This is a genomic window from Cupriavidus ulmosensis (genome assembly GCF_977008105.1).
Genome location: NZ_CDRMWP010000002.1, coordinates 2,722,775 through 2,744,036 on the forward strand (window position 1 = coordinate 2,722,775; position 21,262 = coordinate 2,744,036).

The following is a 21,262-nucleotide window of genomic DNA, read 5'->3' on the forward strand; positions in this document are numbered from 1 at the left end:
CGCGCCCGCGGCGTCCGCATGCACCGGCATGCGGGCGACGGACATCGATTCGAGGTAGACCCAGATGCACAAGATGCTTTCCCGCGGCCGCACCGCGCTGCGCGAGGCCGCTCCCGCGGCCGCCCGCACCCTGCTTTGCGCCGCGCTGGCCGCGCCCGGCGCCCACGCCCAGGAGGCCGGCGGCAACCCGGCCAGAGCCGCCGGCGAAACCGGCGCCGACGACCACAGCCTGCCCGCCGTGAGCGTGACCGGCACGCGCTCGTTCGCCGAGAAGAACCAGTTGCCGCAGACCACCGCCGGCATCACGGCGCAGCAGGCAGCCGAGACCATCAACGCGATGGGCACGGAAGACATGCTCAAGTACCTGCCCGACGTGCTGGTGCGCAAGCGCTTCATCGGCGACACGCAGTCGCCGATGGCCACCCGCACCACCGGCATCAACGCCAGCGCGCGCAGCCTGATCTATGCCGACGGCGTGCTGCTGTCCACGCTCGTGAACAACAACAACGGCAACGGCTCGCCGCAGTGGTTCATGGTCGCGCCCCAGCAGGTCGAGCGCATCGACGTGATGTACGGCCCGTTCTCCGCCGCCTATCCCGGCAACTCCTACGGCGCCGTGACGGAGATCGCCACGCGCATGCCGAAGAAGCTGGAAGGCAGCATCGAAGTCACCGGCGCGATCCAGCACTTCGGCCAGTACGGCACCAGCGAGAACGAGCCGTCCCAGCAGTACAGCCTCACGCTGGGCGACCGCGCGGGCAAGCTGTCGTGGTGGTTCAGCGCCAACCATCTCAACAGCTTCAGCCAGCCGCTGAGCTTCGGCACCGTCACCCAGTCCACCACGCCGGCGGGCGCCGCGCTGCCGGTCGTCAGCGGCGCCTTTGCCGAGCGCAACCGCACCGGCGGCGCGATCCAGGTGATCGGCGCGGGCAACTTCCAGCACACGCTGCAGGACAACGCCGCCATCAAGCTGGCCTACGACTTCACGCCCGCGGTCAGCGCGGTCTACTCGCTCGGCTACTGGCAGAACGACGCGAAGGCCAGCGCCCGCACCTACCTGAGCACCGCCGGCGGCACGCCCTATTACGGCGGCGCCGGCGGCAGCGTCAACATCGGCGGCTTCGCCTACAACGCCAGCACCATCGCCGGGCAGTTCACCGGCAACAACGTCGAGCAGCAGCACCTGATGCAGAGCCTCAAGGTGGAAAGCCACACGCAGGGCGTGTTCGACGGCGAGGCGACGGTCAGCAATTTCTACTACCTGCGCGACCTCAGCCGCCTGTCCACCGGCACCTACCCGGCCGCGCTCACGGGCGGCCCCGGGCGCGCCACCGACATGAGCGGCACCGGCTGGACCACGCTCGACCTCAAGGGCACCTGGCGCCCGCAGGGCGTGGCCGGCGCCAACATCGTCAGCTTCGGCGCGCACTACGACCAGTTCAAGCTGGTCAGCCCGACCTACACCACGGCGGACTGGACCGCCGGCAGCAGCGGCGCGCTGTTCAGCAACTCGCTCGGCAAGACCCAGACCACCGCGCTGTGGCTGCAGGACGTCTGGCGCGTGGCGCCCGGCGTGCAGGCCACGCTGGGCGGGCGCTACGAATGGTGGCGCGCCTACGACGGCTACAACTTCTCGCTCGGCAGCAACGGCGCGGGCGTGTCGATCAGCCAGCCCAGCGTGGACCAGTCCGGCTTCTCGCCCAAGGCTTCGCTCACCTGGGACGCCACCGAGCGCTGGTCCGTCACCGGCTCGTTCGGCAAGGCGCTGCGCTTTCCCACGGTCGGCGAGCTGTACCAGAGCGTGCAGACCGGCACGACCTTCACGCAGGCCAACCCGTTCCTGCAGCCCGAGCGCGTGCTGTCGAGCGAACTGGCGATCGAGCGCCACGACAGCGACGGCAAGATCCGCCTGTCGGTCTTCAACGAATACGTCTCCAACGCGCTGATCTCGCAGACCTCCAACATCGCCGGCTTCGCCACGCCGGTATCGTTCACGCAGAACGTGGGCAAGACGCGCCAGACCGGCGTGGAGCTGGCCGGCCAGCAGGACAACGTGCTCATCCGCGGGCTCTCGCTCTCGGGCAACGCCACCTATGTCGATTCGCGCATCCTCTCCGACGACAGCTACGTGCCCACCGTGGCGGGCGCCACCGCCGCCGGCAAGCGCGTGCCCTACGTGCCGGCCTGGCGCGCGACGCTGGCGGCCACGTACCGGCCCGACAACAAATGGACCTACACGCTGGCGGGCCGCTACAGCTCGCGCGTGTACGCCACGGTCGACAACACCGACGTCAATCCGGCGACCTACCAGGGCTTCCAGAGCTTCTTCGTGATGGACGCGCGCGTGCGCTACGAATTCGACAAGCACTGGAGCACGGCGCTCGGCGTGGACAACCTGAACAACCGGAAGTATTTCCTGTTCCACCCGTTCCCGCAGCGCACGTTCTATCTCACCGTGCGCTACGCGCTCTAGGCGCGCCGCCGTCGGCCCGCGGGCGCTCGCGCGCCTGCGCCGCCACCGCCACCAGCGCCTCGATCAGCCCCGCCACCGGCGCCCGCTTGAGCGCCGACTGCCGCACCAGCACGCCGATCTCGCGGAACATCGGCTCGCCCGGCAGCGGGATCTCCACCACGTTGCGCGTGCGCCCGAGCGGCACCAGCTCGGCCGGGATGATGGCGCAGCCCAGGCCTTCGCTCACCATCTGCAGGATCACCGCCGGCTCGTCCAGCTCCATGCCGCCGTCCACCCACAGCCGGTGCCGGCGCAGGTAGCGGTCCACCAGCTGGCCGCCCATCGAATGGCGGTTGTAGCGGATGAACGGCAGCGCCGCCAGCGCGGCCTTGAGGTCGCGCGGCGCGCCCCTGGGCGCGATGCCGACGAAGCGCTCCTGCATCAGCGGCACCCACTTCAGCTCCGGCGGGATGCCCAGCCGCGGCTTGACCAGCACGGCCACGTCGAGCTCGCGCGCGTCCACCTGCGTGAGCAGCTGGGTGGACATGCCGGGGACGACGTTGACGTGCGTCTTCGGAAAGCCGTCGCGGAAGCGCTTCATCGCGCGCGGCAGCAGCGCGGCCTGCACGGTGGAGACCGCGCCCAGGTCCAGCGGCGCGGTGTCGGGGGCCGATTGCGCATGGCCCTTCATCGACTCGTACAGGTCGATGAAGCGGCGCGCCTCCGGCAGCAGGCGGCGCCCGTCCCCGCTCAGCGCGACCGATTTGCCGGCGCGGTCGAACAGCGTGCAGCCCAGGTCTTCCTCGAGCCGGCGGATCTGCGTGCTGACGGCGGACTGGGTCAGCCCGAGCCGCGCGCCGGCCGCGGAGAAGGAGGCCGTCTCGGCGGCCACGAGGAAGGTCTGGAAGTAGCGGATCATATATAGAAACTTTCGATACTCAGAGCAGAAAACATTCGTTTCATATTACGAGTTCTGCTGATTACAATCAACGGACCAGCGCCGCGCCGGCCGCGGCGCGGAACCGGCCAACCCGTCCCCCCGAGAGCCCCCGATGAGCGCCATCCCGCTGTTTCACCTCGCCTTTCCCGTCAACGACCTGGCGCAAGCGCGCCGCTTCTACGGCGGCCTGCTCGGCTGCCCCGAAGGCCGCAGCTCCGACGCCTGGATCGACTTCGATTTCTACGGCCACCAGGTGGTGGCGCACCTGGCGCCGCAGGAATGCGGCCATCGCGCCACCAGCGCGGTGGACGGCGACGAGGTGCCGGTGCGCCACTTCGGCGCGATCCTGCCGATGCCCGAATGGGAAGCGCTGGCCGACAGGCTGCGCGCGGCCGATACGCAGTTCGTGATCGAGCCGCACGTGCGCTTCAAGGGACAGGTCGGCGAGCAGGCCACCATGTTCTTCCTCGACCCGTCGGGCAACGCGCTCGAGTTCAAGGCCTTCGGCGACCTCAGCCAGGTGTTCGCCAAGTAAGTGCCGCCAGGCCGCAAGCCACGTTTGCCAAGCAGGCGCCGGATCGTTCCGGCGCATTTTTCCAAGCCCCCTCACCTACGGATTCCAAGATGACCGATTTCGTGATCCAGCCGCCCGCCCAGGCGAGCGTCGCCGTGGCCGGCAGCGATGCCCGCTTCCCCATCCGCCGCGTGTTCTGCGTCGGCCGCAACTACGCCGCGCACGCGCGTGAGTTCGGCAACGACCCCGACCGCGATCCGCCGTTCTTCTTCACCAAGCCGGCCGACGCCGTGGTGCCGGCCGAAGGCACCGTGGCCTACCCGCCGCTGACCGGGAACCTGCACCACGAGATCGAGCTGGTGGTGGCGATCGGCAAGGGCGGCGCCGACATCAAGCCCGAGCAGGCGCTGGACTTCGTGTGGGGCTACGCCGTGGGCGTGGACATGACCCGCCGCGACCTGCAGGACGTGGCCAAGAAGATGAGCCGGCCGTGGGACTGGTCCAAGAGCTTCGACGCCTCCGGCCCAAGCGGCCCGCTGCACCCGGTGGCCAGCGTCGGCCATCCGGCCAAGGGCCGCATCTGGCTCGCGGTCAACGGCGAGACCCGCCAGGACGGCAACCTCGACGAACTGATCTGGCCGGTCGCGGACGTGATCGCCTATGTCTCGCAGAGCGTGACCCTGGCCCCCGGCGACCTGATCTTCACCGGCACCCCGGCCGGCGTGGGCGAACTGCGCCAGGGCGACAAGGTGACGGCGGGCGTGGAAGGCGTGGGCGAGATCGCGTTCACGGTCGGCAAGCGCTGAGGCAGCGGGGTCAGGCATCGCAAGCGGACGGCTTTTTCCAGTCCGACAGCATTCGCCAGCGCTGGCCCTCTCCCCCGACCCCTCTCCCGCGAGCGGGAGAGGGGAGCGGGGCCGGCCCAAACCCGGCTATCCCCGGCTTATACTTCCCCGCAGCAGCGCGGATCGCCGCGATCCGCCGTCGAGAACACGCCGGGGGCACGTGTCGCCTGGCGAAGACCAGCCAGGAGACAAAGCCCGATGCGCGAGAACCGGATTCGAAAGATGTGGGCGGCCGACCAGGCCGTGGTCAATGGCTGGCTCTCCATCCCCAGCAGCTTCGCGGCCGAGACGATGGCGCACCAGGGCTGGGACTCGCTGACCGTGGACCTCCAGCACGGCGCGCTCGACTACCGCGACGCGCTCGCGCTGTTTACCGCCGTGTCCACCACCGACACCGTGCCGGTGGCGCGCGTGCCGTGGAACGAGCCCGGCATCCTGATGAAGGTGCTGGACGCCGGCGCCTATGGCGTGATCTGCCCGATGATCAACACGCGCGAGGACGCGGAGCGCTTCGTCGCCGCCACGCACTACCCGCCGCTGGGCTCGCGCAGCTTCGGGCCGATCCGCGCGCTGCTCTACGGCGGCGCCGATTATCCCGAGCGCGCCAACGAGACCATCGTCACCTTCGCCATGATCGAGACCCGGCAGGGGCTGGACAATCTCGACGCGATCCTCTCGGTGCCGGGGCTGGACGCGGTCTACATCGGCCCGTCCGATCTTTCGCTCGCGCTCGGCTGCCGCCCGGTCTTCGACGACGTCGATCCGCCGGTGGCCGCCGCCATCGCCCACGTGCTGGCGCGCGCGCAGGCGCACGGCGTGGTCGCCGGCATCCACAACGGCGCGCCGGAAGCGGCGCTGCGCCGCATCGGGCAGGGCTTCCGCTTCGTCACGGTCGGCTCCGACGCGCGCCTGATGGCCGCCGGCGCCCGCCAGGTGGTGACGCAGATGCGCGCCGGGCAGGCGCCGGCCGGCGGCGGCGCCCAGGGCTACTGACCGCCGGCATGCCGACCATGCCAGCGCGCGCTACACGTACTTGCCGGTGATGCCGCCGTCCACCACCAGCTCGGTGCCGGTGACGTAGGCGGCCGCGTCCGAGGCCAGGAACGCGCAGGCGTGCGCCACCTCCCACGCGCTGCCCATGCGGCCCAGCGGCACCTGCGCGGCGCGCGCTTCCTTCGCCTGCTCCAGGCTGGTCGCGGAGAACATGCCGGCCACCGTGGTGGCGATGCGCGGCGTGTCGATCAGGCCCGGCACCACCGTGTTGGCGCGCACGCCGTGCGGCGCGTACTGCTGCGCCAGCATGCGCGTGAACTGGATCACCGCCGCCTTGGTCACGTTGTAGGCCAGGTGCGGATAACCCAGGTAGCGCATGCCGGCCACCGACGAGATCGCGACGATGGCGCCGCGCCCGCGCGCCACCATGTCGGGCAGCACCTGCTGGCTGGCCAGCAGCAGGCTGCGCACGTTGACGGCGTGGATGCGGTCGAAGTCGGCCGCGCTGGTCTCCAGCGGGCCGCCGGTCTTGCCGATGCCGACGTTGTGATGGAGCACGTCCACCACGCCGAAGTGCTCGCGCGCCTCGGCGAACAGGCGCACCACGTCGTCCTCCACGACGACGTCGCCGACGAAGGTCTCGGCCGTGCCGCCCTCGGCGCGGATCAATGCGGTGGTTTCCGCGGCCGAGGCCGCGTCGCGGTCCGCCACGCAGACCCGCGCGCCGAGCCGCGCGTAGGTCACGCTCGACGCGCGGCCGATGCTCCAGCCCGGCCCGGCCGAACCGGCCCCCGCCACGAATACCGTGCGCCCGGACAGATCGAGCGGCAGCGCCGGCGGGCGCGCATCCCGCGTCGCGTCCGCCGTCATGCGCCCTCTCCCGCCGCGCGCCCGCCTTCGCCCACGTAGGGAATGGCGTGCTCGACGGTATCCCAGATGAAGCGGCCCGACGGGCTCTGCTGTTCCTCGACGATATGCGCCACCAGCCCGGCCGCGCGCGAGATCACGGCAAAGCCGCGCATCACCGCCGTGGGCACGCCCAGCTCGCCCAGCAGCGCGGCCACGGCGCCGGTGGCGTTGATGGTGATGGGCCGCCCCGCCACCGCGTCGACCGCCGCGGACAGGCGCTCCAGCGCGCGGATCTTGTCGCCGCCCAGCTCGGGCTCGGCGCGGCCCATCTCCAGCAGCTTGTAGGCGCGCGGGTCCACCGGCTTGTGCAGGTGGTGGCCGAAGCCGGGCACGTGGGCCTTGATGGACTTGTAGTGCCGCGCGATCTCCATCGCCTCGGCATCCGGGTCGGCGGCCGCGCCGATGCGGTCGAGCAGCTGCGAGCAGTTTTCCATCGTGCCCACGAAGGAGCTGCCCACGGCCAGCAGGCCGGCGGCGACGGCGCCCTGCAGGTTCTCGGGCGCGCTCATGTAGATCAGGCGCGTGGCGATGGCGCTGGGCGTGAGGCCGTGCTCCATCAGCACGATCAGCACCACGTCGGTGATGCGCAGGTCCACCGGGCGCGGCGCGCGGCCCAGGATCTGCATCAGCATCACCTCGGTGAAGGTCTTCTTGCCCATCAGGTCCTCGACCAGGTCGGCATCGCGGTAATGCAGGCTGGTGAGCGTGTGCGTGCACAGGCGGGTGACGGGCGTGGCGGCGTTCGAAGCGGCGTTGGTCATGGCTTGGTCTCTTGTTGTGCGGAGGAACGGAGGTGCGGAGGCGCGGACGATCAGGATACGTCGGCGGGCGCCAGCGCGCGGTCGCGCACGGCGGTCTTGAGCACCTTGCCCACCGGCGAGCGCGGCAGGCTGGCATGGAAGTGGATGCGCTTGGGCGTCTGCACCGGCCCCAGGCGCTCGCGCACGAAGGCGATCAGCTCGGCCTCGCTGGCGTGCTGGCCGGGGCGCAGCTCCACCGCCGCCTGCACCGCCTCGCCCCATTTCTCGTCGGGCACGCCGAACACGGTGCATTCGTGCACGGCGGGATGCTGGCCCAGCGCGTTCTCGACGTCGATCGGGTAGACGTTGAAGCCGCCGGTGATGACCATGTCCTTGAGCCGGTCCTTGAGATACAGGTAGCCGCGCGCGTCGATCAGGCCGCGGTCGCCGGTGTGCAGCCAGCCGTCCACCAGGGTCTCGGCGGTCTTTTCCGGCAGGCGCCAGTAGCCGCTCATCAGCAGGTCGCCGCGCGCCACCACCTCGCCCACCTCGCCGGCGGGCAGCAGGCGGCCGTCGGGCGCCATGACGGCCACGTCGCTGAACCACGTGGCGCGGCCCACGGCGGCCCAGTTGCGCTCGTCCTCGAAATCCTCGGGGCGCATCACGGTCAGGTTCTGCGGCGCCTCGGTCTGGCCGTAGGTGGTGCCCAGCACCGGGCCGAAGAATTCGCGCACCTCGCGGATCTTCTCGGGCGGCATCGGCGCGCCGCCGTAGATCAGGCGGCGCAGGTGCGGGAAGTCCGCGCGCGAGGCGCCCGGCAGCGCCATCAGCATGTAGACCAGCGTGGGCGGCATGAAACACACCGTGCCGCCGCGCTCGCGGAAGGCGGTGCGCACGGCCTCGGCGCCGGCCTCGGCCAGCACCACGTGGCAGCCGCCCTGCGCCAGGATCGGCAGCAGGTAGGTGGAGGTGCCGTGCGTGACCGGCGCGGCCACGATGTAGCGCTCGTGCTCGTCGAAGCCCCAGGTGTGGATCTGGTTGGCGATGTTGGCCATCCACGCGCGGTAGGTCTGCATCACGCCCTTGGGCGCGCCGGTGGTGCCGCCCGTGAACTTGATCGCCTGCGTGGCCTCGGGCGGCAGCGAGAACACCGGGCGCGCCGCGCCGGCATGCTGCGCCACCAGCCCCGCCAGCGTGCGCTCGCCGGCCGGCGGCGGGCCGCAGTAGATGCGCTCGCCGGGCGCGCCTTCGAGCAGGCCGGCGCAGGCGGGATCGATCACCAGGATGGACGGCTCGGTCGCGTCGATGATGCGGCGGATCTCCGGCCGCGTGCTCTTGGGATTGAGCGGCACCCAGACCTTGCCGCAGGCCAGCGCCGCCAGCAGCGCCACGATGTGCTCGGCGCTGTTGCGCGCGCAGATGCCGACGCGGCTCTGCGGCGCGGGGTCCAGCGCCACCAGCGCCGCGGCCAGCGCCGCGACCCGCTCGGCCAGCGCGTCGTAGCGGATGGCGCCCTCGGGCGCGTCGATGGCGATGTTGCCGGGCCAGCGCGCGGCCGCGCGCCAGAAGAAATCGATCGGGAACATGCGGTAAATCCTCCTTATTCGGCTTTGGCGCCGGACTGCTTGACGACATCGCGCCAGCGCCTGGTTTCGGATGCGATCAGCTTGCGCAGCTGGTCCGGCGTGCCGGGCTCGGGCGTGGCCGCCAGGTCCTGCAGGCGCTGGCGCACGTCCGGCATGGCCAGCACCTTGCCCAGCGCGGCGTTGAGCCGCTCGACCACCGGCTGCGGCGTGCCCGCCGGCGCGGCGAGCGCGAACCACGACTGCACGTCGAAGCCGGGAAAGCCCGACTCCGCCACGGTCGGCACGTCGGGCAGCAGCGGCGAGCGCTGCGCGCTGGTGATGGCGATGGCGCGCAGCCGGCCGGCCTTCACGTGCGGCAGCGACGACGGCGTGTTGTCGAACATCGACTGCACCTGCCCGCCCAGCAGGTCGGTCACGGCCGGCGCGCTGCCGCGGTAGGGCACGTGCAGCATGTTGAGCTTGGCCTGCATCTTGAACATCTCGCCCGACAGGTGGATGGACGAGCCGCTGCCCGACGAGGCGAACGTCACGCCCTCCGGCGCGCTCCTGGCCAGGCGCATGTAGTCGGCCAGCGTCTTCACCGGCAGCTTGGGGTTGACCACCAGGATGTTGGGAATCCGCGCGATCAGGCCGACCGGCTCGAAGTCCTTCTGCGGGTCGTAGCCGAGCTTGTCGTACAGCGAGGCGTTGATGGTGTTGGCGATGGTGTAGACGTAGAGCGTGTAGCCGTCCGGCGGCGACTTGGCCACCAGTTCGGCGCCCACGTTGCTGTTGGCGCCGGCGCGGTTGTCCACCACCACCGACTGGCCGAGCTGCTCGCCGAGCTTGACCGCGACGAGGCGGGCGATCACGTCGGTGGCGCCGCCGGCGGAATAGCCGACCACCAGCCGGACCGGCTTGGTCGGCCACGCGGCGGGCTGGGCCCGCAGGGCCGGCGCGGCGCCGCAGGCGAGCGCCGCGGCGAATGCCAGCAAGCGCCGGCGCAGTGCGTTGTGCGAAGTCATGTTGTCTCCTGTTTTGGCGGTGCGATGCCGTCTCGGGCCCCCTTCTGACCGCGCTGCGGCATACTGCGGGGTGGCTCCGTCGACCGAGAAATTCTTCCCCATGCCTGCCCGCACTGCCAGCCGAAACGTCCGCCAGCCGGACGTTCACTCCGCCGCCGAGGTGGCCGAAGACTGTGGCGCGCGCACCTTGCGGCGCGGCCTGCAACTGCTCGACGCGGTGCTCGACAGCGGCCGCGACGGCCTGCGCGTGGTGGACCTGTGCCGCATCGCGGCGCTCGAGCGCGCCACCGTCTACCGCCTGCTGGCGACCCTGATCGAGAGCGGCTACGTGGCGCAGCGCGGGCGTTTCCGCTACGTGGCGGGACCGCGCGCGGCGGCGCTGGCGCAGCCGCGCGCCACGCCCGGCTTCGCCGCGCGCCTGCAGCCGGTGCTGGCGCGCGTGAGCGCCGCCTGCGGCGACGCGGCCTTCGCCATCGTGCGCGAGGGGCCGATCTCGCATTGCATCGCGCGCCACGTGGGCACGCACCCGGTGCAGATCCTCGTGATCCAGATCGGCACGCGCCAGCCGCTCGGCGTGGGCGCCGCGGGGCTGGCGCTGCTGGCCGCACTGCCCGACGAAGAGATCGAGCGCTGCATCGCCGCCAACGCGCCGGCGCTGGGCCGCTACGGCGGCATGACGCCCGAGCGCATGAAGATCCTGGTGCGCTCCACGCGCGAGCGCGGCTGGTCGGTGATCGGCAACCACGCCACCAGCGGCGTGCTGGCGGTCGGCATGGCGGTGCACGCGCCGGACGGCGAGCCGGTCGCGGGCATCAGCGTGGCCTCCACGCTGGCGCGCATGCCGCGCGAGCGGCAGCAACTGATCGCGCGCGCGATGCGCGAATCGCTGGCGGCGCTGTTGCCGAAGGGGTTGTGAGGGGACGCGGCGCGCGACCCGCGAAGTAGCACCGCCGGGCGACAGATTGATGACCGCCGGCGCATCGGCGCCGGCAGTTCAGTAGCCGCGGGACGGGACGCGCGGAACGCGCGCGCCGGCATGCCTGTTGGCTGGACAACGCCAGGTGGCGCGAGTAGCCTACCCGGGCCACCGTGACGTGGCAGACCCGTCATCCACCAGGATGAGGCAACCCCCCAGGCTCAGACCGGGCACCGGCCCGGCCACACTCAAGAGGCCCCCATGAGCATCACCAGCAAGCTTCGTTTCGCCGCAACCATCCTCGGCACCGCCGCGGCCCTGAATGCCGCCTGCCTGTACAGCGGCAGCGCCGGCGCGCAGACCGTCAACGCGCCGCCCGCGGGAACGGCCACCGCGACGCCGGACAACGCGGTGCTGCTCACCGTGTTCCTGCGGCACGACCAGTCGCGCCCGCTCAGCGAGCTGAACGCGCAACTGGCCAAGCAGGGCTTCTACAAGGCGTTTCCGCCGGCGGGCGTCGAGGTGGTGAGCTGGTACGTCGCGATGGGGATCGGCCAGGTCATCACGCTGCGCCTGCCCGCCACGCGCATCCGCGAGGTCAACCGCGTGCTGGAAGACACCGCCTGGGGCGCGTACCGCACCGAGTTCTACCCGACCTACGACTACAAGGCCGTCGGCCTCGCCGAGCACGACAAGGCGGCCAAGTAACCGGGGATCGCGCGGCCGGGCCGGACCCTGAGCGGACCCTAAGCGCCGGCGATGAGGCTTGCGACCCGAGCCAGGTTGTCCGGGCTGACGTGAATCAGTCCCCGGCCCGGCACGTCGATGTCGGCGATGAGGGCGAGCGAAATCGAGATGACCGCGGGAAACACCACGAGGAGCCCGCGGTGATTGCGAACGCCGGCGCTGTAGCCGATGAGCGCGCTGCAGAAGGCGGCCAGCGCCGTGATCAGGCCCCAGGCCGCGGGTGGTATCTGGCTTCGCCAGCTGGCCGTCGAATTCTCATACGAACCGAGCAAGTCGCTCATTGCGGACACCGGCAGCACGGCGACCGGATTCGGCTGCCTTCCGGCGTTCCGCGCCACGATCGCCCACATCTGCGACCTGAGCAGATTCGCATTGCCGGCCAGCTCATCCGTCTGCCTGCCGTGGCCGGTCTGGTAAAAACGCAGCCGCGCATCCAGATACTGCCGGAGCAAGCCGCGCACTTTGCCGGCATCCTCGCCCGGCAACAGTTCCGCCTTGAAAAAGGCGGACTCGATCCTGTTGGCCTCCATTGCCTCGTTGGCCTGGCGCGCGTTGTATCCGCCGATGGCAAGCGAGAAGGCGAACCCCACGACCAGCGCCAGCAGCGTCAGCGTGGCGCTCAGGACCACCCTGATATCGTCGGTGGCCCCCGATTCGGCGTTCCGCACATACCTGGCGCCAACCGCGCCGCACGCGCTCACGACCGACAACAGGGCAAGGTACTGCAGGAGCAGCGGCCATGAATAAGGCACGACGTGGTAGAACTGGTGCAGCATGGCAATGTTTTCCAGGGGCCGGATTCGATCACAACGCCGCGCGGCGACGCTCGATGCTTAATTCCTGATGTCTTGCTTCCCGACGCGCCGCCGCGTCATTGCCCGAACAGCAGGCGCGTGTACTTGGGCGAGACCACGCCATCCCGAACGCCGTTCTTGTCGAAATATCGGCCGAACCGGCACACGCGCTGATTGGCATCGCAAAACAGACCCGATTCGAACGTGAATGCCGTCAGGTCGAATTCTCCCTGGGAGCGCAATCTTTCCAACGCCTTCCTGCCAAGGTATTTCTCCGTCAGCGCGTAGGATATTCCGCCTGCGCCCGCGCACACGTAGCGGTCGCACAGGACCCCCGCTCCGGGCGAGAACACCTTCCCCGGCTTTGCCGCCCAGGCAGGCGCGGCAAGCACGGCCGCAAGCAACAGCGGGAGGAAACGGACGAAGCGGACGAAACGGACGAAACATCTGATCATGACTCCCTCGGCATCTCTTGCCTCCCAATGCGATCGTCGCCGCGAGGATCTCTCCGGGCAAGACCGGAACCAGCCTTGACGCGCTTCTCGCGGAAATTCGCCGATGTAGTATGCCATCAGCCAACGGCAACGTGACGTCTCCGTGGCCGGCAAGACCAGTCACGCGCATTTGTTCGGCGCCGGGCGTGCCGCATTGAACGGCAGCCCGCCTGTCCCGCGCGCGGGGATTGGCTGGAAAGATCCGCCGCGGGAAGCGGCATGACGTGCCGGCGGCGGTCGCGCGCACGGCAGGCTGCGGGCGTGTGGAATTCAATGATGTGCATTCGATGGCGTTCGGGCGGAACGCCATCGCGGAGGGCTCCGGGCCGGCGCCGGCCCGGCCGCTCAATACGTTTCCAGGTGCAGCCGCCCCTCGCGCCTGAGGTCGGCGCCCAGCGTCTCCCACGACAGCCCGGCCTGCTGCGCCACGTCGCGCAGCGCCAGCACCACGCCCTCCTCCATGCTCTTGAGGCCGCACACGTAGAAATACGTGTCGGGGTCGGCCAGCAGCGCCGCGAGGTCGGCGGCGCGCTCGCGCATGGCGTCCTGCACGTAGCGCCTGGGCTGGCCCGGCGTGCGCGAGAACACCATGTTGATGTCGATGAAATCCCTGGGCAGGTTCTGCAGCGGGCCGAAGTAAGGCAGTTCCTCCCTGGTGCGCGCGCCGAAGAACAGCATCAGCTTGCCGCCCTCGAACTTGCCCGACTTGCGCAGCCGGCGGCGCCATTCGGTCATCGCGCGCATGGGCGCGCTGCCGGTGCCGGTGCAGATCATGACGATGTTGGAGCGCGGGTGGTTGGGCATCAGGAAGCTGCTGCCGAACGGGCCGATCACCTCCACCTTGTCGCCCACCCGCAGATCGCACATGTAGTTGGACGCCACGCCACGCACGGGATTGCCCTGGTGGTCTTCCAGCACGCGCTTGATGGTCAGCGAGAGGTTGTTGTAGCCGGGCCGCTCGCCGTTGCGCGCGCTGGCCACCGAATACTGGCGCGCGTGGTGCGCGCGGCCGGCGGCGTCCACGCCGGGCGGCACGATGCCGATCGACTGGCCTTCGAGCACCGGGAACGGCAAGGCGCCGAAATCCAGCACGATGTGGTGCGTGTCGTAGTCGTGCCCGGCCTCGCGCCCGACCTCGGTCACGCGCACGTTGCCGGTCACGGTGGCGGCGATGGTCCTGGCGGCCTTGGCGCCGTACAGGTTGGTGTAGGCATGCGCGGCCGACCACGGCGGCACGGTGGCGCCGTACTGCGCGCTGTTGAACGCTGCCTCGCCGCTGGCGGCGGCGGGCAGCGAGACGGCGGCCGGCGGCGGCGGCTCGGCGCCGGCCGCCACGCCGGCGGCGGCCAGCTGCTCGGGCGTGAGCTCGGCCGGCAGCTCGTCCCAGCCGAGCTGCTCGCCGATGCCGTAGGCGCGCGCGCGCGGCATGGTGCGCCAGTTGTCGATCGAGCCGGTCGGGCACGGCGAGATGCAGGCCATGCAGGCGTTGCATTTGTCGGCATCCACCACGTAGTTGCGCGCGTCGTGCGTGATGGCCGCCACCGGGCAGGTGGCTTCGCAGGTGTTGCAGCGGATGCAGATCTCGGGGTCGATCAGGTGCTGCCTGACGACCTGGATGTCGGACATGTCCAAGGCGATCTCCGGGTAGCGTGCCCCCTGTGGCCGGGGGCTTCCCCATTGGCTTGCGGCGGCAGGCGCGGGGGTTCCTGCCGCAGGTAGCGCCCGCGCGCGGGCGCGGCGCTCAGTTGAAGCGCACGTACTCGAAATCCACCGGCTGGCGGTTGATGCCCATCACCGGCGGCGCGATCCAGTTGGCGAACTTGCCGGGCTCGACCACGCGGCCCATCAGGCTGGCCACGAAGGCGCGGTCGCCGTCGCTGGGCAGCCACTGGTCCACGTTGTCGCGCCATTCGGCCTCGGAGACCACGCGGCCGTCCGGCGAGATCTTCACGCCCGAGAGCGCGCCGATGTTGCGGTGGAACGCCTTGTGCGGCACCTTCAGGCGGAACGGGATGGCGGCCTTCTCGATGACCTTGTTCCAGCGCTCCACGCCGGCCATGCTGTCCTTGATGTAGTCGTCGCGCAGCACTTCGTTGAGCGCGTTGAGCAGCGGCACTTCCTTCTCCACCAGTTGCCCGCCCACGGCCTGCAGCACCTTGTAGCTCTGGCCCTTGAGCACGTGGTCGTCGGTGCGCTTGCCTTCTTCGTAGCGGCCCTTGAGGCCGGTGCTGTAGAAGGTGGCGGCATTGCTGGACTCGTCCGCGCCGAACAGGTCGATGGTGACGCTGTAGTGGAAGTTCAGGTAGCGCTGGATGGTCGGCAGGTCGATCACGCCGGCCGCGCGCAGGCGGGCCGGGTCGTCGGTCTTGAGCTCGTTCATGACCTGGCAGGTGCGCTGGATCACGCGCGACACGCCGCTCTCGCCCACGAACATGTGGTGCGCTTCCTCGGTCAGCATGAACCTGGTGGTGCGCGCGAGCGGGTCGAAGCTCGATTCGGCCAGCGCGCACAGCTGGAACTTGCCGTCGCGGTCGGTGAAGTAGGTGAACATGAAGAACGACAGCCAGTCGGGGGTCTGCTCGTTGAACGCCTGCAGGATGCGCGGATTGTCCTGCTGGCCGCTGCGGCGCTCCAGCAGCGCCTCGCCTTCCTCGCGGCCGTCGCGGCCGAAGTACTTGTGCAGCAGGTAGACCATCGCCCACAGGTGGCGGCCTTCTTCCACGTTGACCTGGAACAGGTTGCGCAGGTCGTACATGCTCGGCGCGGTCAGGCCGAGGTGGCGCTGCTGCTCGACCGAGGCCGGCTCGGTGTCGCCCTGGGTGACGATGATGCGGCGCAGGTTGGCGCGGTATTCGCCGGGCACGTCCTGCCAGGCGTCCTCGCCCTTGTGGTCGCCGAAGTGGATCTTGCGGTTGGCCTCGGCCGGGTTGAGGAAGATGCCCCAGCGGTAGTCCGGCATCTTCACGTGGCCGAAGTGGGCCCAGCCCTGCGGGTCCACGCTGATGGCGGTGCGCAGGTAGATGTCGAAATTCTGCGAGCCGTCCGGGCCCATGTCGTTCCACCAGCTCAGGTAGTTGGGCTGCCATTGCTCGAGCGCGCGCTGCAGCGTGCGGTCTTCGCTGAGGTTGACGTTGTTGGGGATCTTTTCGCTGTAGTTGATGCCGGACATCATTGTCTCCGTGGCTGGCTGTGCTGCGTTGGCTTGGGTGGAGAAGGATCGGTGCCGGCCGCGGCGCCCCCACCGGGAAACGCGCCGCGCCGCCGGGGGCGTGCGGTCTAGACGCGGTTCCAGTCGAACGCGGCCTTGTCACCCTTGCCGTAGACCTTGAGCGCGCCCTTCTCGCCCACGGCGTTGGGGCGCTGGAAGATCCAGTTCTGCCAGGCGGTGAGCCGGCCGAAGATGCGGGTGAACATGTTCTCGGGGCCGTTGAAGCGCAGGTTGGCTTCCATGCCGGTGAGCGCGTCGGGCGACATGGCGGCGCGCTCCTCCAGCGCGATGCGCACTTCGTCGGTCCAGTCGATGTCGTCGGGGTTGGCGGTGACGAGGCCGAGCGCGTGGGCCGCGTCGGCGTCGAGCGGCTGGCCGGCGCGGGCGCGCACCGCTTCGAGCGCGGGCTGCTCGTCGTAGAAGCGGCGGCCCAGGCGGCTTTGCCCCGTCACCATCGGGTAGAGGCCGAAGTTGGCCTCGGCCACGGTGATCTTCGGCGCGCGCGCCTCGTCGTCGGGCAGCGCGAGGTGGTAGCTGCGGTCGCAGGCCAGCGCCAGTTCGAGGAAGGTGCCGGCGAAGCACGAGCCTGGCTCGATCAGCGCGAACAGGCTGCGCGACGACACGTCCAGGCGCGCCAGCGTGCGGCGCAGCAGGCCGATGGTCTCGCGCACCAGCCAGTGGTCCTTGTGCGCGAGCAGCGTGGCGTCCATCGCCAGCACGTCGGCGGCCTCGCCCTCGGTCTTGATCAGCCAGGTGCCGATGTCGAGCTCGTTGGTGCGCATCGACAGGATGGCGTCGTCCAGCTCGCGCGCCAGCTGCAGCGGATACCACGCGGCGCCCGCCTCGGCGATGGCGCCGAGCGTCCGCGGCTGCGTGGCCGACGGCGCCCTGACGATGAAGGTGGCGCGGCGCGCGGTGCGGTCGATCTCCACGCTCACGTGCTCGTAGCGCAGCGCATCGGCGTCCACGCCGCGCCGAAGCGGGGTCAGCGCCACGCCGCGGCCGTCGGCCGGACGGTCGCTCCGCGCGGCCAGCGCCAGCGCGCGCGCGCGCACTTTCTGCGCGAACACGGCGGGCTTGGCGATGTCGTCGACGAGGCGCCAGTCCCTGGCGCGCTGGCCGCGCACGCCTTCGGTGGTGGTGCAGAAGATGTCGGCGAGATCATGGCGCACGTGGCGCTTGTCGGTCACGCGGGTCAGGCCGCCGGTGCCCGGCAGCACGCCCAGCAGCGGCACCTCCGGCAGGCTCACGGCGGAGGCGCGGTCGTCGACCAGGATGATCTCGTCGCAGGCCAGCGCCAGCTCGTAGCCGCCGCCGGCGCAGGCGCCGTTGACCGCGGCGAGGAATTTCAGGCCGCTGTGCCGCGACGAGTCTTCCAGGCCGTTGCGGGTCTCGTTGGTGAACTTGCAGAAATTCACCTTCCAGGCGTGGCTGCTCACGCCCAGCATGAAGATGTTGGCGCCCGAGCAGAACACGCGGTCCTTGCCGCTCGTGACCACCACGGTGCGCACCTCGGGATGCTCGAAGCGGATGCGGTTGACCGCGTCGTTCAGTTCGATGTCGACGCCGAGGTCGTAGCTGTTGAGCTTGAGCTTGTAGCCGGGGCGCAGGCCGGCGTTCTCGTCGATGTCCACCGCCAGCGTGGCAACGGGACCGTCGAACGTCAGCTTCAGGTGCTTGTATCGGGACGGGTCGGTCTGGTAATCGACGCGGGGGGCGGTAGTCATGCGGTGTCTCCTCGGCAGCGAAGCACGATAGTGCAGTGATCGGGAATCTGGTGGAACGAAATATAGTTCCCACCAAAACCCACGTCAAGCACTATTGTGCATATTTTCTGCCGAGGCGCCTGAAACGCCCCTCCGCCGCTAGAGCGGCAGCCGCAAGGCCCGCCGCACCACGTCCCGCAGCGCCTGGAACGTCTCCTCCAGCGGCTCGGCGCTGGTGTCCACGCTGAACTCCGCCTTGGAATAGAACGCCGCGCGGCCGGCCAGGATGTGGCGCAGGTCTTCCATCGCCTCCTTGCTGGCGGCCATCGGCCGCAGGTCGCCCTGGGCGCGCACGCGGCTCATGTGGTCTTCCGGGTCGGCCTGCAGCCACACCGTGGTGCAGTGGGCCAGCAGCAGGTTGAAGGTGGCCGGGTCGGACACCAGCCCGCCCGGCGTGGCGATCACCGCCTCGGGATAGATCTGGATCGCCTCCTCCAGCGCGCGCCGCTCGTAGCGGCGGTAGGCGTTCATGCCGTACAGGCCCTGGATCTCGGAGATGCTGCAGCCGGCGAACTGCTCGATCTCGCGGCTCAGCTCCACGAACGGAAAGCCGAGGTCCTCGGCCAGCATCGCGCCCAGCGTGGACTTGCCGGCGCCGCGCAGGCCGATCAGCGCCACGCGCGGGCTGCGCGCGGCGTTGCCGCCGCCGGTGCCCAGCATCTCGCCGATGGCGATGCGCACGCGCCGCAGCGTGGCTTCGTCGCGGTGCTCCAGCAGCTCGCGGATCAGCAGCCATTCCGGCGACGAGGTGGAGACGTCGCCCAGCAGTTCCGCCAGCGAGCATTGCAGCGCGCCGGCGACGTGCTGCAGCACGAGGATGGAGGCGTTGCCGCTGCCGTATTCGAGGTTGGCGAGGTGCCGCTCCGACACCCCGGCGGCCAGCGCGGTGGCCTTGCGGGTCAGGCCGCGGCGCGCGCGCAGCTCGCGCACGCGCTCGCCCAGGCCGGCCAGCAGCGCGTTCCGCTCGCCGGCGCTGGCGGCCGCGGAAGCGGCGTCCTGACCGGCGGCGGGCTGTGCGGCCGGCTGTGCACCTGGTTGTGCACCCGGCTGTGCTGCGCCGGCCTCGCCCTCGTCCAGCGCGGCCTCTTGCTCGATCGGCTGCTCGATCGGCGTTAACCCGGTCGCATGCAATATATTGCTTGACATGATTTCTCGTCGGCTCTATGTTTCACACATGCACAATAATGCATGAAGCGTGGGTATGCAACCCGGCTAAGTCTAATGGAGCCCCCAGATGTCCCCAACCGAATTTCATGCGCAGGCATTCCGCGCACGGATCGCGCGGCTGACGGCCGAGATCGCCGGCCGCCCGCTCGATGCCGCCCTCGACGCCTGGCTCAACACCGAACACGGCGCCGGCAGCCCCGCCTACCGCGAACTGAAAGCCGCCTGCGAGACCGGCGTGGCCGAGGGCTGGCTGTGCAACCGCGAAGGCGGCGGCATCCGCTACGGCCGCATCTTCAAGCCGGACGACGAACTGCACGGCTTCTCGGTCGACGTGGTGGACATGCGCGACATCGCCGGGCCGCACCACGTGCATCCCGAAGGCGAGATCGACCTGATCATGCCGCTCGAAGGCGACGCGCGCTTCGACGGCCGCCCAGCCGGCTGGCTGGTCTGCCCGCCGGGCAGCGCGCACCGGCCCACCGTCACGCAGGGCCGCGCGCTGGTGCTCTACCTGCTACCCGCCGGGCGCATCGAATTCACGCGGTGAATTCGCACTAGATTCACACCACAGGCAACCCGCATCATGACCGAACTGCTTTCCAACCATCTCGGCGGCCGCTGGCAGGCCGGGACCGGCGCCGGCACGGCGCTGCGCGACCCCGTGCTGGGCCACGAACTGGTGCGCGTGGACGCCGCCGGGCTCGACCTCGCCGCCGGCTTCGCCTTCGCCCGCGAACAGGGCGGCGCGGCCCTGCGCGCGCTCGACTACCGCGAGCGCGCCGCCCTGCTCGGCGCCGTCTCCAGGGTGCTGCAGGCCAACCGCGACGCCTATTACGACATCGCCACCGCCAACAGCGGCACGGTGCGCAACGATTCGGCGGTAGACATCGACGGCGGCATCTTCACGCTCGGCACCTACGCGAAGCTCGGGGAGTCGCTCGGCGCGCGCCGCTTCCTGCTGGACGGCGAGGCCGCGCGCCTGGGCAAGGAGCCGCTGTTCCAGTCGCAGCACGTGCTCGCGCCCACGCGCGGCGTGGCGCTGCTGATCAACGCCTTCAACTTCCCCGCCTGGGGGCTGTGGGAGAAAGCCGCGCCCGCGCTGCTCTCGGGCGTGCCGGTCATCGTCAAGCCCGCCACGGCCACGGCATGGCTGACGCAGCGCATGGTGCGCGACGTGATCGAGGCCGGCATCCTGCCGCCCGGCGCGCTGTCCGTGGTGTGCGGCAGCGCGGCCGGCCTGCTCGACCAGTTGCAGCCGTTCGACGTGGTGTCCTTCACCGGCTCGGCCGCCACCGCCGCGCTGATCCGCTCGCACGCGGCGGTCACGCGGCGCTCGGTGCGCGTCAACATCGAGGCCGACAGCGTCAACTCGGCGCTGCTGCTGCCGGGCGAAGCCGCCGGCGGCGAGGCGTTCGACCTGCTGGTGCGCGAGGCCGCGCGCGAGATGACGGTCAAGTCCGGGCAGAAATGCACCGCCATCCGCCGCATCTTCGTGCCCGCGGCGCTGTACGGCGCCGCCGCCGAGGCCATCGGCGCGCGCCTGCGCAAGACCACCGTGGGCAACCCGCGCCACGACGCGGTGCGCATGGGCGCGCTGGTCAGCCGCACGCAACTGGACACGGTGCGCGAGGGGCTGGCTTACCTGCGCGAACAGGCCGAAGTGCTGCACGACGGCGCCACGCACGCGCTGGTCGACGCCGACCCGGCCGTGGCCTGCTGCGTCGGCCCCACGCTGCTGGGCGTGCGCGATGCCGATGGTGCCGACAGTGCCGACCGCGTGCACGACACCGAGGTGTTCGGCCCGGTGGCCACGCTGGTGCCCTACCGCGACGCCGCCCACGCGCTGGCGCTGGTGCGGCGCGGGCAAGGCTCGCTGGTGGCCTCGCTGTACGGCAGCGACGCCGCCGCGCTGGCCGCCGCCGCCGTCGCGCTGGCCGACAGCCACGGCCGCGTCCACGTGGTCTCGCCCGAAGTGGGCCAGTCGCACACCGGCCACGGCAACGTCATGCCGCAGTCGCTGCACGGCGGCCCGGGCCGCGCCGGCGGCGGCGAGGAACTGGGCGGGCTGCGCGCGCTGAACTTCTATCACCGGCGCAGCGCCGTGCAGGCCGGCACCGGCGTGCTGGCGCAACTGTAGGCCGGGCGCACGACCCGCCGCCAGCACGACCCGCCACCCACCAGGGGAGA

General features: G+C 70.5%; 19 protein-coding genes. 8 read left to right on the forward strand and 11 right to left on the reverse strand.

Annotated features, from left to right (window positions below; translation table 11 throughout):
* The first annotated feature begins 64 nt into the window (after window positions 1-64).
* Window positions 65-2,473: a TonB-dependent receptor gene (locus ACWTPI_RS31780; protein ID WP_454733758.1), complete on the forward strand. Its 2,409-nt coding sequence runs from the start codon at window positions 65-67 to the stop codon at window positions 2,471-2,473.
* Here ACWTPI_RS31780 and ACWTPI_RS31785 read toward each other — a convergent pair.
* Entirely contained in the window at window positions 2,451-3,371 is a 921-nt protein-coding gene (locus ACWTPI_RS31785) for a LysR substrate-binding domain-containing protein (protein ID WP_454733759.1), read from the reverse strand. The two genes, ACWTPI_RS31780 and ACWTPI_RS31785, sit on opposite strands and share 23 nt — an antisense overlap.
* Window positions 3,372-3,504: 133 nt before the next feature.
* Between ACWTPI_RS31785 and ACWTPI_RS31790 the strand changes: the two genes are divergently transcribed.
* The 3 genes from ACWTPI_RS31790 to ACWTPI_RS31800 all read left to right on the forward strand — a co-directional run bounded on the left by ACWTPI_RS31790 (window position 3,505) and on the right by ACWTPI_RS31800 (window position 5,744).
* Window positions 3,505-3,927: a VOC family protein gene (locus ACWTPI_RS31790; RefSeq protein WP_020201784.1), complete on the forward strand. Its 423-nt coding sequence runs from the start codon at window positions 3,505-3,507 to the stop codon at window positions 3,925-3,927.
* Window positions 3,928-4,016: 89 nt separating this feature from the next.
* On the forward strand, window positions 4,017-4,712 hold the full coding sequence (locus tag ACWTPI_RS31795) for a fumarylacetoacetate hydrolase family protein (protein WP_020201783.1): 696 nt from the start codon (window positions 4,017-4,019) through the stop codon (window positions 4,710-4,712).
* 237 nt (window positions 4,713-4,949) lie between these two features.
* On the forward strand, window positions 4,950-5,744 hold the full coding sequence (locus ACWTPI_RS31800) for an HpcH/HpaI aldolase family protein (protein ID WP_029043335.1): 795 nt from the start codon (window positions 4,950-4,952) through the stop codon (window positions 5,742-5,744).
* Window positions 5,745-5,774: 30 nt separating this feature from the next.
* Here ACWTPI_RS31800 and ACWTPI_RS31805 read toward each other — a convergent pair whose 3' ends face one another.
* Genes ACWTPI_RS31805 through ACWTPI_RS31820 form a run of 4 tightly spaced genes read right to left on the reverse strand, consistent with a single transcriptional unit; the run spans window position 5,775 to window position 9,983 of the window.
* Complete coding sequence (locus tag ACWTPI_RS31805; protein ID WP_454733760.1) at window positions 5,775-6,614, reverse strand: SDR family NAD(P)-dependent oxidoreductase; 840 nt, start codon at window positions 6,612-6,614, stop codon at window positions 5,775-5,777.
* Window positions 6,611-7,471, reverse strand: coding sequence for a citryl-CoA lyase (locus ACWTPI_RS31810; protein ID WP_454734051.1), 861 nt, complete (start codon window positions 7,469-7,471; stop codon window positions 6,611-6,613). The genes ACWTPI_RS31805 and ACWTPI_RS31810 overlap by 4 nt, the downstream gene beginning before the upstream one ends.
* Window positions 7,465-8,979 (reverse strand): class I adenylate-forming enzyme family protein, encoded by a 1,515-nt coding sequence (locus tag ACWTPI_RS31815; RefSeq protein ID WP_020201779.1) that lies wholly within the window; start codon window positions 8,977-8,979, stop codon window positions 7,465-7,467. Before ACWTPI_RS31815 ends, ACWTPI_RS31810 begins: the two co-directional genes overlap by 7 nt.
* Before the next feature lie 14 nt (window positions 8,980-8,993).
* On the reverse strand, window positions 8,994-9,983 hold the full coding sequence (locus tag ACWTPI_RS31820) for a tripartite tricarboxylate transporter substrate binding protein (protein ID WP_020201778.1): 990 nt from the start codon (window positions 9,981-9,983) through the stop codon (window positions 8,994-8,996).
* 100 nt (window positions 9,984-10,083) lie between these two features.
* Here ACWTPI_RS31820 and ACWTPI_RS31825 point away from each other — a divergent pair, with 100 nt between their 5' ends.
* Window positions 10,084-10,899 (forward strand): IclR family transcriptional regulator, encoded by an 816-nt coding sequence (locus tag ACWTPI_RS31825; protein WP_454733761.1) that lies wholly within the window; start codon window positions 10,084-10,086, stop codon window positions 10,897-10,899.
* A 261-nt stretch (window positions 10,900-11,160) separates the two neighbouring features.
* Window positions 11,161-11,607, forward strand: coding sequence for a hypothetical protein (locus tag ACWTPI_RS31830; protein ID WP_020201776.1), 447 nt, complete (start codon window positions 11,161-11,163; stop codon window positions 11,605-11,607).
* A gap of 38 nt (window positions 11,608-11,645) precedes the next feature.
* On the opposite strand, the gene ACWTPI_RS31835 is transcribed toward ACWTPI_RS31830, so the two are convergent.
* The 6 genes from ACWTPI_RS31835 to ACWTPI_RS31860 form a co-directional block, all read right to left on the reverse strand.
* A complete protein-coding gene (locus tag ACWTPI_RS31835) occupies window positions 11,646-12,422 on the reverse strand; it encodes a bestrophin-like domain (protein WP_059412348.1) in 777 nt (258 codons plus the stop codon).
* A 95-nt stretch (window positions 12,423-12,517) separates the two neighbouring features.
* Window positions 12,518-12,895 (reverse strand): YcgJ family protein, encoded by a 378-nt coding sequence (locus tag ACWTPI_RS31840; protein ID WP_454733762.1) that lies wholly within the window; start codon window positions 12,893-12,895, stop codon window positions 12,518-12,520.
* A gap of 384 nt (window positions 12,896-13,279) precedes the next feature.
* Complete coding sequence (gene boxA, locus ACWTPI_RS31845) at window positions 13,280-14,566, reverse strand: benzoyl-CoA 2,3-epoxidase subunit BoxA (protein WP_454733763.1); 1,287 nt, start codon at window positions 14,564-14,566, stop codon at window positions 13,280-13,282.
* A gap of 109 nt (window positions 14,567-14,675) precedes the next feature.
* Window positions 14,676-16,103: a benzoyl-CoA 2,3-epoxidase subunit BoxB gene (boxB, locus tag ACWTPI_RS31850; RefSeq protein WP_454734052.1), complete on the reverse strand. Its 1,428-nt coding sequence runs from the start codon at window positions 16,101-16,103 to the stop codon at window positions 14,676-14,678.
* A 107-nt stretch (window positions 16,104-16,210) separates the two neighbouring features.
* Complete coding sequence (boxC, locus tag ACWTPI_RS31855) at window positions 16,211-17,869, reverse strand: 2,3-epoxybenzoyl-CoA dihydrolase (protein WP_454733764.1); 1,659 nt, start codon at window positions 17,867-17,869, stop codon at window positions 16,211-16,213.
* A gap of 138 nt (window positions 17,870-18,007) precedes the next feature.
* Window positions 18,008-19,054, reverse strand: a complete 1,047-nt coding sequence (locus ACWTPI_RS31860) for a helix-turn-helix transcriptional regulator (protein ID WP_454733765.1) — start codon at window positions 19,052-19,054, stop codon at window positions 18,008-18,010.
* 88 nt (window positions 19,055-19,142) lie between these two features.
* Here ACWTPI_RS31860 and ACWTPI_RS31865 point away from each other — a divergent pair, with 88 nt between their 5' ends.
* Complete coding sequence (locus ACWTPI_RS31865; RefSeq protein ID WP_454733766.1) at window positions 19,143-19,622, forward strand: DUF4863 family protein; 480 nt, start codon at window positions 19,143-19,145, stop codon at window positions 19,620-19,622.
* A 36-nt stretch (window positions 19,623-19,658) separates the two neighbouring features.
* Window positions 19,659-21,212, forward strand: coding sequence for a 3,4-dehydroadipyl-CoA semialdehyde dehydrogenase (locus ACWTPI_RS31870; protein WP_454733767.1), 1,554 nt, complete (start codon window positions 19,659-19,661; stop codon window positions 21,210-21,212).
* The last annotated feature ends 50 nt before the right edge of the window (window positions 21,213-21,262 follow it).

What these genes read in the sequence shown, in the direction of transcription:
- ACWTPI_RS31780 (WP_454733758.1), top strand. Translation starts at nt 65, where the DNA reads ATGCACAAGATGCTTTCCCGCGGCCGCACCGCGCTGCGCGAGGCCGCT.
- ACWTPI_RS31785 (WP_454733759.1), bottom strand. Translation starts at nt 3,371, where the DNA reads ATGATCCGCTACTTCCAGACCTTCCTCGTGGCCGCCGAGACGGCCTCC.
- ACWTPI_RS31790 (WP_020201784.1), top strand. Translation starts at nt 3,505, where the DNA reads ATGAGCGCCATCCCGCTGTTTCACCTCGCCTTTCCCGTCAACGACCTG.
- ACWTPI_RS31795 (WP_020201783.1), top strand. Translation starts at nt 4,017, where the DNA reads ATGACCGATTTCGTGATCCAGCCGCCCGCCCAGGCGAGCGTCGCCGTG.
- ACWTPI_RS31800 (WP_029043335.1), top strand. Translation starts at nt 4,950, where the DNA reads ATGCGCGAGAACCGGATTCGAAAGATGTGGGCGGCCGACCAGGCCGTG.
- ACWTPI_RS31805 (WP_454733760.1), bottom strand. Translation starts at nt 6,614, where the DNA reads ATGACGGCGGACGCGACGCGGGATGCGCGCCCGCCGGCGCTGCCGCTC.
- ACWTPI_RS31815 (WP_020201779.1), bottom strand. Translation starts at nt 8,979, where the DNA reads ATGTTCCCGATCGATTTCTTCTGGCGCGCGGCCGCGCGCTGGCCCGGC.
- ACWTPI_RS31820 (WP_020201778.1), bottom strand. Translation starts at nt 9,983, where the DNA reads ATGACTTCGCACAACGCACTGCGCCGGCGCTTGCTGGCATTCGCCGCG.
- ACWTPI_RS31825 (WP_454733761.1), top strand. Translation starts at nt 10,084, where the DNA reads ATGCCTGCCCGCACTGCCAGCCGAAACGTCCGCCAGCCGGACGTTCAC.
- ACWTPI_RS31830 (WP_020201776.1), top strand. Translation starts at nt 11,161, where the DNA reads ATGAGCATCACCAGCAAGCTTCGTTTCGCCGCAACCATCCTCGGCACC.
- ACWTPI_RS31835 (WP_059412348.1), bottom strand. Translation starts at nt 12,422, where the DNA reads ATGCTGCACCAGTTCTACCACGTCGTGCCTTATTCATGGCCGCTGCTC.
- ACWTPI_RS31840 (WP_454733762.1), bottom strand. Translation starts at nt 12,895, where the DNA reads ATGATCAGATGTTTCGTCCGTTTCGTCCGCTTCGTCCGTTTCCTCCCG.
- boxB (WP_454734052.1), bottom strand. Translation starts at nt 16,103, where the DNA reads ATGTCCGGCATCAACTACAGCGAAAAGATCCCCAACAACGTCAACCTC.
- boxC (WP_454733764.1), bottom strand. Translation starts at nt 17,869, where the DNA reads ATGACTACCGCCCCCCGCGTCGATTACCAGACCGACCCGTCCCGATAC.
- ACWTPI_RS31860 (WP_454733765.1), bottom strand. Translation starts at nt 19,054, where the DNA reads ATGTCAAGCAATATATTGCATGCGACCGGGTTAACGCCGATCGAGCAG.
- ACWTPI_RS31865 (WP_454733766.1), top strand. Translation starts at nt 19,143, where the DNA reads ATGTCCCCAACCGAATTTCATGCGCAGGCATTCCGCGCACGGATCGCG.
- ACWTPI_RS31870 (WP_454733767.1), top strand. Translation starts at nt 19,659, where the DNA reads ATGACCGAACTGCTTTCCAACCATCTCGGCGGCCGCTGGCAGGCCGGG.